The organism is Alcanivorax sp. MD8A (assembly GCF_002888555.1).
Classification (GTDB): domain Bacteria; phylum Pseudomonadota; class Gammaproteobacteria; order Pseudomonadales; family Alcanivoracaceae; genus Alcanivorax.
This window is the reverse complement of the sequence record NZ_AQOQ01000022.1, coordinates 14,641-28,234: the sequence shown is the minus strand read 5'-3', so window position 1 is coordinate 28,234 and position 13,594 is coordinate 14,641. Positions and strand designations below refer to the sequence as shown.

The following is a 13,594-nucleotide window of genomic DNA, read 5'->3' as shown; positions in this document are numbered from 1 at the left end:
ACGGGAGGGAGAACCTTGCCAAAGACCGTCAGACAGGAAGATCAGTCCGAGCTGGGCCGCGACTACGTGCGTGTTCGCCAGTTCAGCGAGCAGCTGTGTGCGCCCCTGCAAGCCGAGGACATGGGCCTGCAAGCCTGCCCCGACGTGAGCCCGCCACGCTGGCATCTGGCCCACACCGCCTGGTTTTTCGAAACCTTCCTGCTGGTGCCGCACCTACCCGGCTACCAGCCCTTCAATCCCGCTTTCGAATACCTGTTCAACAGCTACTACAACGGCATTGGCGAGCAATACCCACGCCCGCAACGGCACCTGCTGACTCGCCCCGACAATGCCGAAGTGCTGGCCTGGCGAGCGCAGGTGGACGACGCCATGCAGGCACTGATCGCCGCCAGCCCTGGGCTGGCCTCGTTGGTCCGGCTGGGCTTGAACCACGAACAGCAGCATCAGGAGCTGCTGCTCACCGACATCAAATACAGCCTGTCTTTCAACCCGCTGTCGCCCGCTATTACAGAACCATTCCCGCCCTGCGACACACCGGCCCCCGCACTGACGTTTCAGGACTTCACCGGAGGCAAAGTGGAACAGGGTCGCAACGCCGGTGACGGCTTCGTGTTCGATAACGAGACACCCCGCCACCCAGTCTGGCTTGCCCCGTTCCGGCTGGCCAACCGCCCGGTGAGCAACGGCGAGTACCGCGCTTTTATCAACGATGGCGGGTATCAACGGCCTGAGCTGTGGCTATCCGATGGCTGGACATGGGTTCAGCAACAGAACATTCAGCGCCCGCTTTACTGGCAGGAAGACCTGCAACATCACTGGACCCTGGCCGGTCTCCAGCCCCTGCAAAGTGCGCAAATTCTCGCCCACGTCAATTACTACGAAGCGGACGCCTACGCCCGCTGGGCCGGGATGCGCCTGCCCACGGAACAGGAATGGGAACACGCCGCACGCCAGAGCCGGCAACCCGGCCACTTTGTGGGCAACGGCCTGTATCAGCCCGGCCATACCCTCGATACGCCACTGGCACATCTGTTTGGTGACGTCTGGGAGTGGACCGCCAGCGCCTACCTGCCCTACCCCGGCTTTCGGCCAGCCAGCGGAGCTGTCGGGGAATACAACGGCAAATTCATGTGCAACCAGATGGTGCTGCGGGGCGGCTCCTGCGCGACCAGCCGGGACCATATCCGCACCAGTTACCGCAATTTCTTTTACCCTCACCACCGCTGGCAGTTCAGCGGCATCCGCCTGGCAGAAACCCTATGACCCATGTCGCTACCGCTTCCCCGTTCACGTCCCCCAACCCGACCCTGGGCCCCCATCGCCAGCTACGCCGCAACCTCAATTTCTACGACCTTCAGCCCCCGGTCACCAACATGCTCAGTGAAGTGACCCTGTCGTTGACCGCCGCGCAGCCCAGCCTGCACCCCAAGTTCTTCTACGATGGTGAAGGCTCCCGCCTGTTCGACGCCATTACCCGCACCCCGGAGTACTACCCCACCCGAACTGAATCGGCGATTCTCGACAGCCATGCCGAAGAGATCCGGCAACATCTTGAGAGATGCCACACCATTGCCGAACCGGGCGCCGGCAGCTGCGAAAAGGTCCGGCTGCTGCTGGAGCGCTGGGCTCCAGAGCAGTACATGCCGCTGGAGATTTCCCGCGCCTGCCTGCTGGAAGCCAGCCAGCGACTGGCTGCAGAGTTCCCCGGGGTAAACATCAGCGCAGTGTGCGCAGATTACTGCCAGGCGCTGGCGCTGCCGCAAAACGGGCAGCAACCGGGGCGGGTGGTGTTTTTTCCCGGTTCTACCATCGGTAACTTTGACCCCGCTGAACGGGCGGCCTTCCTGCGTGGCCTGCACCACTTGGCAGGCCCCGGGGGCGCACTACTGATCGGCGCAGACCTGCAAAAGGACACCGAACGCCTTAACGCCGCCTACAACGACAGCCAGGGACTCACCGCCGCCTTCAACCTGAATGCGCTACACCACCTGAACCGAGAACTGGACTGTCACTTCGACATATCGCAAATGCGGCATCTCGCCTTCTACAATCCCCAACTGAACCGTATCGAGATGCATCTTGAGTGCCTTGCCGACCAACAGCTGCAGTTGGGACAGCACCCGTACTGCCTGCCCGCAGGCACTCGTATCCATACCGAGAGCTCCTATAAATTTACCGTTGAGGGGTTCTCGAAAGAGCTGTGCGACGCGGGATTCCATCCCCTGGGCTGCTGGACAGACCCGGATCAGCTATTCAGCCTTCACCTCGCAGCCACCTGATAGACTGTAAAACTCGGTGCACCTGACCAAGAGTGTAGTGTGAACCCGGTCTGGTACCGTTATACTGAACCGCGTTTTTGTGCGCCCCTGATCGACTGAAACGTCATACAACCATAACAATGGCGTGGGGCAATCTGGCTGAGGGAACCTGGATGCTTGAACTGATCAGCGCGGCCCGTCGTCGTAAGCGGCCGCCCACACACCAGCTATTTGATGTAGTCACCCTGGAATTCCGGGTGGGTCTGCTGGACATTGATCTGAACATGCATCTGAACAATGCCAAGTACCTGAAGTTCATGGACCGCAGCCGTCTCGAACATGCGGTCGTCACCGGCTTGCTCAATCGCATGGTCGAAGCTCGCTGTAACGCGGTGGTGGCCAATACCGAAATTGCCTATATCCGCGAGCTGCGGCCCTACCAGCAGTTTCAGGTACACACTCGCATTCTCGGCTGGGATGACAAGTACGTTTACTACGACCAGCGCTTCGAATCCCTGCGCAAATTGCACACCCACGCACTGCTTCGGGTGGCCAATGTCTACGGCGGCAAGTCTGTCAGCCCGCAAACCGTGCAGGAAATGACGGGCATGAACCTGCAATCGCCAGCGTTGCCGGAGTATGTGGAGCAATGGAAGCGTTTGTTGCAGTCCAAGAAGCGGCTCACCGAGACGGACTAGCTGTGAGCTGTGAGCTGTGAGCTGTGAGCTGTGAGCAAATGATCACCCAGTCCGAAATGGGATCAACTACCGGCACAAAAAAAGCCCCGAAATTTCGGGGCTTTTGTTTTCTCACAGCTGAAAGCTCATGGCTGGTAGCTGCTTCAATCCACTGAATAGGTATAGAACGGCGCCCAGCGAGGTGCCTTGGTGTCCTTGCCGGCATAGTAGACACCGGCCTCATCCAGGCGCAGATCCGCAATTTCCCGCATGGCAATGGCCTTCGGCACCTGTTGCAGCGGGCCCGCCTGCTGGTAGTCTTCCGGGTTGGCCACGATTTCTTCCATATCCAGCGGCTTCAACTCCGAATAGCGGAAGTAGTAATCCTGACCACCGTCGATCTTCAGGTCCATTTCAAAGACCATCTTCAGGTACAGCACGCTGAGGGGACGACGGGCATAGAAGTCATGGGTTCCCGCAGGCAGTTCCAGCCAGGTATACGCTCCCGCCTTCAGACCAAACAGTTGAGAGGAATCCAGAAAGAATACCGGGGCCTGCACCTCTTCGTAGCCCCAACGAGTCACCGGGCGGTAGATGTAGACCATGGCATTACGCGGGTCGAGAGTATCGATGGGCTCGAAGGTTTTACCCTCGGGGGCATCAAGGAACGCACCGGGCGTAGACGGAAATCCCATCCCCACACCAGAACAGCCAGACAATGCCCAGCTCAAGGCTGCCAGCAGCACAACCAGTCGCATTATTATTCTCCGTCGAGCCGTATCCGGGGTGTCCGGTCGGCCCTGTTTATTATTGCCTGCACTATAATCCCGTCCGGGACCGGCTAACTATGGCCGATTTGCCCGCCCCGCTCAAGACAAGGCAAACCGACCGGCGTGCAAAATCTGGCCGAACGGATCGCTGGCCGCTCCCCATGAGAGGGAATTCTGGTAGGCTTTCGCCATGGCAGTAAATCGTATCCGCACCCCCTGTATTGGCGTCTGTTCCACCGTGTTCGGTGATACGGTCTGTCGTGGCTGTCGCCGTTTCAGCCACGAGGTGGTGAACTGGAACGCCTACAATGACGAGCAGAAAACCATCGTCTGGAAGCGCCTGGATCTGCTGCTAAGCCAGGTGGTAGACAACTACTTCGTGGTACAGAACGCCACCCTGCTGGCCGAGCAAATGGATTTCCAGAATCTGCGCTACCAGCCCCAGCTATCCCCGCAGGGCTGGATCCCGGAGCTGCTCAAGGCCGCTGGCCGCCAGACCATCCCTTACGACCGCTTCGGCCTGCAACCTCTGGCCAGCGCCGAGGGGGTCCCCCCCCGCCAGCTCTACGAGCAAATCAGCCTCGAGTGCCACGCTTTGTCTCAGGCACACTACGACCGCTCCTATGCCCGCCCGGTCACCCTGGTCGCCGAACTCACCGAGCACGCGGCCCGGGAGAAGGGGCTGATCTAGCTACGAGCTACGAGCTACGAGCTACGAGCTACGAGCAGGATGATGCCGGTGTCAAAAACCCAGCCTGAAGAATCTCCGGTTTTTCTCGCAGCTAGAGGCTAGTAGCTCGCAACTGCTTCCATTTGTCCCAATCTGACTCTTTACCCCTCTAAACAACACCATTGATCAATGGCACATTTACGGAATGAATATTCATTTCTGAATGAGAGGCCACCATGACAGCTGCAGCCACTGCCACACCGGCAAGCCGCCGGGAAGCCCAGAAACGGGACACCATCCTGCGCGCGGCGCTCAAGGTTTTTGCCGAGTCAGGCCTGCACGGCACACCTGTTCCCCCGATTGCGGCTGAAGCCGGGGTCGGGGTCGGGACGCTGTACCGCTATTTCGACAGTAAGGAAGCACTGATCAACGCGGTGTTCTGCGATGCCAAACAGCGCCTGCAGGATCACCTGCTTGGCGACCTGGACCTGCTTAACCCCAGCCGTGCCCTGTTCGATACGCTCTGGGCCCGCCTTACCACCTTTGCCCGGCAAGACCCCGAGAGCTTCCAGTTTCTGGAAATGCAGGATCACCACAGCTACCTGACCCCCCATAGTCGCAGCCAGGAGCAGGCGCTGCTGATTCCGCTTGGCATGATGGTCATCGTCGGGCAGCGCAACGGTCTGCTGGGTGAGCACCTGAAGCCGGACTTGGCCATCGCCCTGTTCTGGGGAGCCTTCGTCGGCGTCTTCAAGGCAGAGCGGCTCAACTACCTCACTCTGGATGACGACGACCTGAAGCGGGCACGGGATGCCTGCTGGTTCGCCATCGCCAACCACAACACCCCCGACAACCACAACAGAGACTCAGCCCAATGAACCCAACCCATATTCTGATCACCGGTGGTGCAGGCGCCATTGGCGCGCAACTGGCCGCCCGTTTTCGCCAACAGCACCCTGATGCCAGCCTGACGCTGGTGGACCTGAACCCGGACGCACTGGAGCCCGTCGCACGGCAGCATGATGCCAGTGCCGAAATCTGTGATTTGACGGATATCGACGCCTTGCCTGAGTGGTGGCAGTCGCTGGTGGACCGTCGCGGGCCGGTGGATGTACTGGTCAATTGCGCAGGCATCATGGACATCATGACCCTCACCGGCACCGGCTGGGAGCGCGGCAAACGCCTGATCGACATCAACTTTACCGCCCCCATGCGGCTCATGGATCTGGCCTTGCCCAACATGATCGAGCACCGCCATGGCTGTGTGATCAACGTGTCCAGTATGGCCGGGCGCGTACCCATTCGCGGCTGCAGCTATTACGGCGGGGCCAAGGCGGGCATCGGTCTGGCATCGGAAATCGCCCGCCTGGACCTGAAAAAACAGGGCGTCAATGTGGTCACCGTCTACCCCGGCCCGATCTATTCCGGTCTGGAAAGCCATGCCCGCAGTCAGGTGAAACGGGGGCCGGTATCGCGGTTTATTCCTACCGGCAAACCGGACGTGCTTGCCGATCGCATCTACCGTGCGTTTCGCACCGGCGGCGCACGGGTGATCTATCCGGACATCTACAGCCTGGCCAAGCAGGTGGCCAACCTGAACCTCACTAACAAAGCCATGGACTTCTTCAGTCCACAGCCTAACCAATAAACGGAATGACCATGACTCAACATGCCAACACACCCGTTCACGATGTGCTGATTGTCGGTGCCGGCATCAGCGGTATCGGCCTGGCCATCAAGTTACAGGAAGCCGGAATCACCAACGTGGTCATTCTGGAAAAAGCCGCCGATCTTGGCGGTACCTGGCGCGACAATACTTACCCCGGGTGCGCCTGCGATGTGCCGTCCGCGCTTTATTCCTACTCCTTCGCCCAGAAACCGGACTGGACCCGCGCCTTTGCCGGCCAGGCCGAAATTCTTGATTATGTCCGTGACACTGCCCAGCGTTACGGCGTGCCTTCCTACATCCGTTTCAACCAAGGGGTGGAGCGGGCGCAGTGGCGTGAGGAGCGCAACCTGTGGGAGGTCCAAACCGCCGATACCCTGTACCTGGCGCGCACCGTGGTGGCCTGCTCCGGGTATCTGCACGAACCGGTGATCCCGGACATCCCGGGCCTCGACTCCTTTACCGGCAAGCTGTTCCATTCCTCACGCTGGGATCACCAGCACGATCTGACGGGGGAGCGCGTCGCCGTAATTGGTACCGGCGCTTCCGCGATCCAGTTTGTGCCGGAGATTCAGCCCAAGGTGCAACAACTCACCCTGTTCCAGCGCACGCCGCAATGGGTGCTCCCCAAACCGGATCACAGCATTCCCAAAGTGGAGGAGAACTTCTTCCGCCTCCCCTTCACCCTCAATGCCTGGCGCAAGATGCTCTATGGGGGCTTTGAAACATTCGGCATCGGTTTCCGGCGCCCGGCCATGCTTCGCCAGATCCAGAAGCTGGGCCTCGCCCATCTCAAGGTCGCGATCAAGGACCCTGAACTACGCGCCAAACTCACCCCCGACTACACGCTGGGATGCAAGCGGGTCCTGCTCAGCAACAACTACTACCCCGCCCTGAACCAGCCCAACGTGGATGTCTTTCACACCGGACTGAAAGAAGTGCGGGGCAATACCCTGGTTGGCCACGACGGCAGCGAATGCGAAGTCGACACCATCATTCTGGGCACCGGATTCTTCGTTACCGAACCGCCCATCGCCGACCATATTTTCAACGATGCCGGCGACTCTCTCAGTGACATGTGGCGGGACGGCATGCAGGCCTATCGCGGCACCACCATTGCCGGTTTACCCAACGCCTTCATGGTACTGGGCCCCAATCTGGGCATCGGCCACAACTCGGCCTTTATCGTTATCGAAGCGCAAATTCGCTATATCGTCAGCAGCCTCACCACCATGCGCGAGAAGCAACTGGCACGTATCGAGGTGAAAGAAGATGTGCAACAACGCTATAACCTGAAGGTACAAAAGGATCTGCAAGGCACCGTCTGGAACACCGGTGGCTGCTCCAGTTACTACCTGGACAAGAACGGATTCAACAGTGTCGGCTTCCCCTGGAGCACCCTGGAAATGCAGCGGCTGCTCAACCACTTTGATGCCGACAGCTACCATCAGCAACCCGCCACCGAACAGGTATTTTGATCATGGCCAACCCGACCTCCCCTCGCCGCGCCCTGGTGATCGGCTGCGGCGGTGTTGCCGGCGGCGCCTGGAGCATTGCCGCCCTACATCAACTGGAACAACAACTGGGCTGGGACTGCCGTGACGCAGACATTCTTATCGGCACCTCCGCCGGAGCCGTCATTGCCTCCCTGCTAGGCAGCGGCATCAGCGTCGATCAGCTGCTGGCCTGTCAGCAAGGGACCAGCGATACATGCCACTGGAATCACGACACCGATACCGGAGGCGCCCTGCCGCCCTTGCCCGGCGCCCGCCTGACCGGCAAACAACTGATCCGCAAAGGGCTGCGGGGTGAAGTATCCGCCCTAACCGCCCTGTGTGGCCTGATGCCCGCCGGTCAATTCGACATGCAGGCCTTCCGCAAGCTGGTCAACGGTGCGGCCAATGGCAACCCCTGGGTCAGCCACCCCGCCACCTGGATCATGGCCGTGGATACCACCAGCGGCCGGCGCATTCCGTTCGGTAAAGGCGGCGCCCCCAGCGTACGTATCGACGATGCCGTATGCGCCTCCTATGGGGTGCCTTGCTGGTGCCCACCGGTCACCGTGGATGGCCGTACCTACATTGACGGCGGCGTCGCTTCCCCCACCTCCGCCGATATGCTGGTAGACGCTGCCGTGGAGGAGGTCGTCATCCTCGCCCCCATGGCGTCGCGCCAACCCGACAAGCCGTGGCACCCGTTCGAACGTATCGAGCGACGGGTGCGGCGTTACATGACAAGCATTGTGGACCGGGAAGTGGCCGCACTGGAAAAAGCGGGTAAGCGGGTGATCCGGATCGAACCCCAGGCAGAAGACCTGAAAGCGTTTGGTTACAACATGATGGACCCTAGCCGCCGCAAACAGGTGCTGGCCACCGCCATAGCCAGCACCCCGGCCACCGTGCGAGCCGCGCTTTAGCGTCGCCAGCTACAGTTGCTCAACGGCATCACTGAGCGAGCGCTGGATTTGCTCCAGCGCTCCCCGTGCCACCTGCCCCTCAGAGTGAGCCATGGCACCCAATACAATCGCCCCGATGACCATGGCCACCAGACCCAGCAGCAGCCATTTTTCCTTCTCGATCTTGCGAACCTTGTGGGACTCCCGGTCATTATTATTCGAATCACGCATACCACCTCCGCCTGACCTTTCGTTCTACGCCTGCGAAGACGGGATTTCAAATCCGGATTCATAAGACGTTTCACCGCAGAAGGCACAGAAAGAAATCGGGGAATGCCCGGAAACGAAAAAGGCCGTAACAGCAAGCTGCTACGGCCTTTCAAAGATGGTGCGCCAGGAAGGACTTGAACCTTCACACCTCTCGGCACCAGAACCTAAATCTGGCGTGTCTACCAATTCCACCACTGGCGCAATGGGCGGCTATTCTAGCAGGCCAAGGCACAATTGCCAGAGCCTCTTCGGAAAAACTGAGAAGGCGGTCAGCCGCCCTGCAGGATGCGATACAAGGCCTGCAGGTCCTTGTCGATCTTGTTGACCTTGGCCGACAAGGCCGACACCTGGTGGGTATCCACTTGCGGGGCCGCAGCCGCCTGCTGAACGACCGGGGTCACCTTCGGTTGCCGATTGGCAAGGGCGGTCAAACGGCCTGACAACGCGTTCAGACTTTTGTCCATGTCGTTCAGGCGTTTTTCCAGTGCGGCCGTATCGTCGCGGCCATTACCCATTTTGGCCAGCGACACGGTGATGCCGCGCACCTTGCCGCTGAGTTCGCGTAAATCTTCCCGCAGGTGGGAAATATCAGCCGGATCAACACGGGGGGGCGTGGCAACCGCTACCGGCCTCGTCTGAGGGTCCGCAGTCGGCGTTGGCTCCGTTTGAGCAGAGGCCAGCTGGTAGAATTCCTGGCGTAGTTCACTCAGCTCCTGGCGGGTTTCCTGGTTGATAAACCACTGGGTGCCCGCAAGTGCAGCGGCGGCCAGGGCCAACGCAAGGGAAAACCACACCACACCAGAGCGGCCCGTATCCGCAACCCTGACGGGCACCGCCTTTTTGTGCGTACCAAGAGGAATTGGCGCATTATCGCTGGACTGCATCGGAGCGGGAACCGCTAGCACGTCCTGGTTCAGCCCTTGCAATCGGCGTTCTTTATTTTCCGGCAGTCTGGCCATGGCCACATGCCCTTTCTTGTGTTTTTTATCGGTACCGGGAAGGCATGGCTTGCGCCAGACCTTTCCTCCCCCTCCGGCAAGCTGTTGTTAACGACCTTCCAGCTTGTCCAGACGATTATTCACCTGCAGACGATAGGCATCAAAGGCCGCCACCGCCGCTTCGGTGTCATCTACCCGGCCATCCAGTGCCGCCAGGCTCCCCTGGGCTTTTTCCACTTTGGCCAGCGCAGTCTTCACGCTTTGCTGTTGACGCTCCAGCTGGCCAATATTTTCGACCAGAACATCCAGCTGGGTCTGCATCTGGCTGATCTGGGTCTGCCATTGCTGGCTACTCTTGTTAACCGCAGATACCGCACTCTCTACCTGCTTTTTCAGCGCGGCAGCATCCTGATTCAAGCTCTTGATCTTGCCATCAACCCCTGCCTGGGCTTTCTTCACCGACTCCACAGAGCTCCCCAGCGCGGAAAGCTTTTTGCCCTGCTCGGCAATATCTGCCTTGTTACGCTTGTTGCTCAGATCCCAGAGTTTACGGATCTCTGTCCGGTTGTCTTCCAGCGCCTTGCTGTGGGCCCGAACCAGGTCCTGCAATTTGCCAGAGGACTGATTCAGACTCTCATCGGTTGCAGACAACCGAGACTGCAGGTTGCCGAGTTGCTGACTGGATTCGGTCAAGCGGTTATCCAGTTGCGCCTGCAGAACGCCCACCTGGCGGTGAAACCATACCGCAAGCACCGCAATCAGCACGACCAGAATCAGACAGGCTGCCATCCAGCCGCCCCCGCCGGTGGACGCAGGTTTTGGCGCGGAGGATTTGCCCTTGCCTGCGCCTTTGCCGCCCCCGGGAGTAGCTCCCTTCCCGGCCCCACCAGCGGACGCAGCTGCCGGCCGGGTTTGTCCCGGTCGCAGAGGCTCATCAACGGAAATGTCGTCCAGATCACCCAGATTGACTTCACGATCTCGTGTCATGCCTGATGCCTTGTCTTGTAAACCAACACCGCAAAAGCGGAATCATACCCCAGAGGAGAAGCCAGTGCTGTGGACACCGTCCAGCATAGGCGATTAATCGTTACCCGCCTCGCGTTTCTCGAACAGCGGCTGGTCGGTGGCGTAGTAAATCGTTTCACCGATTTCGTGCTTGCCTTCCGCGTTCTTGATCAACGGCACAAAAATGACCCAGGGGCGCACGTCCCGGTGATCAATCTCGGCCCAGACACCAACGACCTTCTCACCTTTGTCATTTTCCACTTCATGCAGGCGATAGATGGACATCATGTCCACTTCCGGCTGCTCATTACCGATCTGGCGCAACTTCATGAACAGGGCCTTGGACCAATCTTCCGGGTCCGGGGCCTCTTCCTTTGCACCGGAATACCCCACCGCCTGCAAATTGCCATCGACACTGATCAGGCCAAACGGGTACATACCACCTGACTTGGCAATGGCCTCCAGTGCCTGACGAATACCCGCCTGAGCCAGAGTATCCATGTCTTTCTGGGCATCGCTTTTCTCGGTATCAGGAAGCTTCGGATCATCGGCACTCCAGACCGGAGAAACGCTCATTACGCCGAACAGGAAAATGGCTGTCAAAAAACGCATATCGCACCTTTGTTGTTGTAGTGGCTGCCTTACCTGAAAGCCTGAAATACTGATCACGGCATGCGTAATCAGGGACTCTCCAGCGGCCGCAGAGTGCTGGTGACGCTATCAGAGTTACCCAACCGTCGCCAGACAGATACAAAAAGGACCGCAAAGCGGCCCTTTTAGTTTCCTGAGCGGTACTCCCGACGGGAGTGAACCGTCTTATGCAGCGAAGTTTTCCGCCGCAAAGTCCCAGTTGATCAGGTTCCAGATGGATTCCAGGTACTTGGGACGGGCATTGCGGTAATCCACGTAGTAGGCGTGCTCCCACACGTCCACGGTGAACAGCGGGGTCTGACCCTTGCCGTGGGCAATGGGGGTGTCGGCGTCGTCAGTGTTGACGATTTCCAGGCTGCCATCGCTGTTCTTCACCAGCCAGGTCCAGCCGGAGCCGAAGTTGCCGGTCGCCTTGGCATTGAACTGGCTCTTGAACTCGTCAAAAGAACCGAATGCCTTGTCGATCGCGGCACCCAAATCGCCAGCGGGAGTGCCACCGCCGTTCGGGCTCAGGCTGTTCCAGTAAAAAGTGTGGTTCCACACCTGGGCTGCCTGGTTAAACAGACCGCCTTGCGCGCTCTTGATGATGTCTTCCAGGGATTTGCCTTCGTTGTCGGTACCGGCAACCATTTCGTTGAGTTTGGTCACGTAAGCGTTGTGGTGCTTGCCGTGGTGAAACTCGAGAGTCTCGGCAGAGATATGCGGTTCCAGTGCGTTCTTCTCGAACGGCAGCGGCGGTAATTCAAAAGCCATAGTCATTTCCCCTGACAGTGTTTCCCGGCCGTGCACACGGCTGGGGTGGAATTCTCCGCTGACAACGCATGGCTGCAGTCAGCGGCTGATAAATCCTGTCTCCATGAATTCAGCGTCAATCCATGGAGACAGAATCATAACAAGCTACGGGCCACTTTCTCCAGCGTAAACCCTGTAATTACAGGGTTTTACCCTTGCCGCAAAAGAGTATGAATCTCATCTGCAACTGGCCGTGACCGGCAGGTCCTTGTGACATGGGGCGCCTCCTCCTTGTTTCAAGTACAATGCGCCCCAATTTTCACGATACCTATCACGCCAGTGAACTTTGGCAGGAGAAAAGCATGTCTGATGATGCAATCGTCATTGTAAATGGTGCCCGTACCGCAATGGGTGGTTTCCAGGGCTCCCTGTCTGCAGTCAGCGCCCCGGAACTGGGTGCCGCCTCTATCCGTGAAGCCGTGGCTCGCGCCGGCCTGAAGCCGGAAGACGTGCAGGAAGTGATCATGGGCTGTGTGCTGCCTGCCGGCCTCAAGCAAGGCCCCGCCCGTCAGGCCATGCGTCAGGCTGGCCTGCCCGACAACGTGGGCGCCACCACCATCAACAAGCTGTGTGGCTCTGGCATGAAAGCCACCATGTTCGCCTACGACTCCATCAAGGCTGGCACCAACGACATCGTTGTTTCCGGTGGCATGGAATCCATGACCAATGCTCCCTACGTGCTGGACAAGGCCCGCAGCGGCATGCGCATGGGACACGGTCAGGTCTATGACCACATGTTCCTGGACGGTCTGGAAGATGCCGAAACCGGCCGTCTGATGGGCTCCTTCGCCCAGGAAGTGGCCGACAAGCGCAGCATCTCCCGCGAAGACATGGACAACTACGCCATCGAGTCCCTGAAACGCGCCCAGGCCGCCATCGATAACGGCTGGTTCAAGGACGAGATCGTTCCTGTCACCGTGAAAACCCGCAAGGGTGAAGTGGTGGTGGATACGGATGAACAGCCCGGCAACGCCAACATCGAAAAGATCCCGACCCTGCGTCCGGCCTTCGCCAAAGACGGCACGGTAACCGCAGCCAACGCCAGCTCCATCTCCGATGGTGCGTCAGCACTGGTGCTGGCCCGCGAGTCTGTGGCCAACGACCGTGGCCTGCAGCCACTGGCCCGCATCCTGGCCCATGCCACCAACAGCAAGCACCCGAGCGAATTCACCATTGCCCCTATCGGTGCCACCGAAGCGGTCATGAAGAAAGCGGGCTGGAGCGTGGACGACGTGGATCTGTTCGAGATCAACGAAGCCTTCGCCATGGTTGCCATGATGCCGATGATCGACCTGGGCATTCCCCACGAGAAGGTGAACATCCACGGCGGCGCCTGTGCCCTGGGCCACCCGGTGGGTTCTACCGGTTCACGTATCATCCTTACCCTGATCCACGCGCTGAAGCGCACCGGCGGCAAGCGCGGTGTGGCGAGCCTGTGCATCGGTGGCGGTGAAGCCACCGCCGTGGCCATCGAGCTGCTGTAACGCTCACGCTGGCCAAAC

Annotated in this window: 15 protein-coding genes and 1 tRNA gene; 9 read left to right on the top strand and 7 right to left on the bottom strand. The window is 59.4% G+C overall.

The window, feature by feature from the left end; translation table 11 throughout:
• Window positions 1-15 precede the first annotated feature (15 nt).
• From egtB to A15D_RS12005, 3 genes are all read left to right on the top strand, one after another.
• Window positions 16-1,263, top strand: a complete 1,248-nt coding sequence (egtB, locus tag A15D_RS12015; protein ID WP_233192219.1) for an ergothioneine biosynthesis protein EgtB — start codon at window positions 16-18, stop codon at window positions 1,261-1,263.
• The gene (egtD, locus tag A15D_RS12010) at window positions 1,260-2,279 is read left to right on the top strand and encodes an L-histidine N(alpha)-methyltransferase (protein WP_102792138.1); all 1,020 of its coding nucleotides are present in this window, start codon (window positions 1,260-1,262) and stop codon (window positions 2,277-2,279) included. Before egtB ends, egtD begins: the two co-directional genes overlap by 4 nt.
• 152 nt (window positions 2,280-2,431) lie before the next feature.
• Window positions 2,432-2,956 (top strand): acyl-CoA thioesterase, encoded by a 525-nt coding sequence (locus A15D_RS12005; protein ID WP_102792137.1) that lies wholly within the window; start codon window positions 2,432-2,434, stop codon window positions 2,954-2,956.
• Window positions 2,957-3,099: 143 nt separating this feature from the next.
• Here the strand turns inward: A15D_RS12005 and A15D_RS12000 are convergent, their stop codons facing one another.
• The gene (locus tag A15D_RS12000) at window positions 3,100-3,693 is read right to left on the bottom strand and encodes a DUF2846 domain-containing protein (RefSeq protein WP_102792136.1); all 594 of its coding nucleotides are present in this window, start codon (window positions 3,691-3,693) and stop codon (window positions 3,100-3,102) included.
• A 202-nt stretch (window positions 3,694-3,895) separates the two neighbouring features.
• Between A15D_RS12000 and A15D_RS11995 the strand changes: the two genes are divergently transcribed.
• The 5 genes from A15D_RS11995 to A15D_RS11975 all read left to right on the top strand — a co-directional run bounded on the left by A15D_RS11995 (window position 3,896) and on the right by A15D_RS11975 (window position 8,457).
• Complete coding sequence (locus A15D_RS11995) at window positions 3,896-4,396, top strand: DUF1289 domain-containing protein (protein WP_102792135.1); 501 nt, start codon at window positions 3,896-3,898, stop codon at window positions 4,394-4,396.
• Between the two features lie 215 nt (window positions 4,397-4,611).
• Window positions 4,612-5,253, top strand: coding sequence for a TetR/AcrR family transcriptional regulator (locus A15D_RS11990; protein ID WP_102792134.1), 642 nt, complete (start codon window positions 4,612-4,614; stop codon window positions 5,251-5,253).
• Window positions 5,250-6,023: an SDR family oxidoreductase gene (locus A15D_RS11985; protein ID WP_102792133.1), complete on the top strand. Its 774-nt coding sequence runs from the start codon at window positions 5,250-5,252 to the stop codon at window positions 6,021-6,023. The genes A15D_RS11990 and A15D_RS11985 overlap by 4 nt, the downstream gene beginning before the upstream one ends.
• Before the next feature lie 11 nt (window positions 6,024-6,034).
• Complete coding sequence (locus A15D_RS11980) at window positions 6,035-7,519, top strand: NAD(P)/FAD-dependent oxidoreductase (RefSeq protein WP_102792132.1); 1,485 nt, start codon at window positions 6,035-6,037, stop codon at window positions 7,517-7,519.
• Window positions 7,520-7,521: 2 nt separating this feature from the next.
• The gene (locus tag A15D_RS11975; protein WP_102792131.1) at window positions 7,522-8,457 is read left to right on the top strand and encodes a patatin-like phospholipase family protein; all 936 of its coding nucleotides are present in this window, start codon (window positions 7,522-7,524) and stop codon (window positions 8,455-8,457) included.
• Between the two features lie 9 nt (window positions 8,458-8,466).
• Here A15D_RS11975 and A15D_RS11970 read toward each other — a convergent pair whose 3' ends face one another.
• The 6 genes from A15D_RS11970 to A15D_RS11945 form a co-directional block, all read right to left on the bottom strand.
• Window positions 8,467-8,667, bottom strand: coding sequence for a hypothetical protein (locus tag A15D_RS11970; RefSeq protein ID WP_102792130.1), 201 nt, complete (start codon window positions 8,665-8,667; stop codon window positions 8,467-8,469).
• A 155-nt stretch (window positions 8,668-8,822) separates the two neighbouring features.
• Window positions 8,823-8,907, bottom strand: a tRNA-Leu gene (locus tag A15D_RS11965).
• A 68-nt stretch (window positions 8,908-8,975) separates the two neighbouring features.
• Window positions 8,976-9,665: a hypothetical protein gene (locus A15D_RS11960; RefSeq protein WP_102792129.1), complete on the bottom strand. Its 690-nt coding sequence runs from the start codon at window positions 9,663-9,665 to the stop codon at window positions 8,976-8,978.
• A gap of 87 nt (window positions 9,666-9,752) precedes the next feature.
• Window positions 9,753-10,631, bottom strand: coding sequence for a hypothetical protein (locus tag A15D_RS11955; RefSeq protein WP_102792128.1), 879 nt, complete (start codon window positions 10,629-10,631; stop codon window positions 9,753-9,755).
• Window positions 10,632-10,724: 93 nt separating this feature from the next.
• Complete coding sequence (locus tag A15D_RS11950; RefSeq protein WP_102792127.1) at window positions 10,725-11,261, bottom strand: hypothetical protein; 537 nt, start codon at window positions 11,259-11,261, stop codon at window positions 10,725-10,727.
• Between the two features lie 204 nt (window positions 11,262-11,465).
• A complete protein-coding gene (locus A15D_RS11945; protein ID WP_102792126.1) occupies window positions 11,466-12,053 on the bottom strand; it encodes a superoxide dismutase in 588 nt (195 codons plus the stop codon).
• Window positions 12,054-12,394: 341 nt separating this feature from the next.
• On the opposite strand from A15D_RS11945, the gene A15D_RS11940 reads away from it, so the two are divergent.
• On the top strand, window positions 12,395-13,576 hold the full coding sequence (locus A15D_RS11940) for an acetyl-CoA C-acyltransferase (RefSeq protein ID WP_102792125.1): 1,182 nt from the start codon (window positions 12,395-12,397) through the stop codon (window positions 13,574-13,576).
• Window positions 13,577-13,594: the final 18 nt, after the last annotated feature.

Excerpts from the sequence above, each read along its gene's own strand:
- A15D_RS11950 (WP_102792127.1), bottom strand. The coding sequence starts at position 11,261 with ATGCGTTTTTTGACAGCCATTTTCCTGTTCGGCGTAATGAGCGTTTCT.
- A15D_RS11995 (WP_102792135.1), top strand. The coding sequence starts at position 3,896 with ATGGCAGTAAATCGTATCCGCACCCCCTGTATTGGCGTCTGTTCCACC.
- A15D_RS11990 (WP_102792134.1), top strand. The coding sequence starts at position 4,612 with ATGACAGCTGCAGCCACTGCCACACCGGCAAGCCGCCGGGAAGCCCAG.
- A15D_RS12005 (WP_102792137.1), top strand. The coding sequence starts at position 2,432 with ATGCTTGAACTGATCAGCGCGGCCCGTCGTCGTAAGCGGCCGCCCACA.
- A15D_RS11960 (WP_102792129.1), bottom strand. The coding sequence starts at position 9,665 with ATGGCCAGACTGCCGGAAAATAAAGAACGCCGATTGCAAGGGCTGAAC.
- egtD (WP_102792138.1), top strand. The coding sequence starts at position 1,260 with ATGACCCATGTCGCTACCGCTTCCCCGTTCACGTCCCCCAACCCGACC.
- A15D_RS11970 (WP_102792130.1), bottom strand. The coding sequence starts at position 8,667 with ATGCGTGATTCGAATAATAATGACCGGGAGTCCCACAAGGTTCGCAAG.
- A15D_RS11955 (WP_102792128.1), bottom strand. The coding sequence starts at position 10,631 with ATGACACGAGATCGTGAAGTCAATCTGGGTGATCTGGACGACATTTCC.
- A15D_RS11975 (WP_102792131.1), top strand. The coding sequence starts at position 7,522 with ATGGCCAACCCGACCTCCCCTCGCCGCGCCCTGGTGATCGGCTGCGGC.
- A15D_RS11945 (WP_102792126.1), bottom strand. The coding sequence starts at position 12,053 with ATGGCTTTTGAATTACCGCCGCTGCCGTTCGAGAAGAACGCACTGGAA.
- A15D_RS11940 (WP_102792125.1), top strand. The coding sequence starts at position 12,395 with ATGTCTGATGATGCAATCGTCATTGTAAATGGTGCCCGTACCGCAATG.
- A15D_RS12000 (WP_102792136.1), bottom strand. The coding sequence starts at position 3,693 with ATGCGACTGGTTGTGCTGCTGGCAGCCTTGAGCTGGGCATTGTCTGGC.
- A15D_RS11985 (WP_102792133.1), top strand. The coding sequence starts at position 5,250 with ATGAACCCAACCCATATTCTGATCACCGGTGGTGCAGGCGCCATTGGC.
- A15D_RS11980 (WP_102792132.1), top strand. The coding sequence starts at position 6,035 with ATGACTCAACATGCCAACACACCCGTTCACGATGTGCTGATTGTCGGT.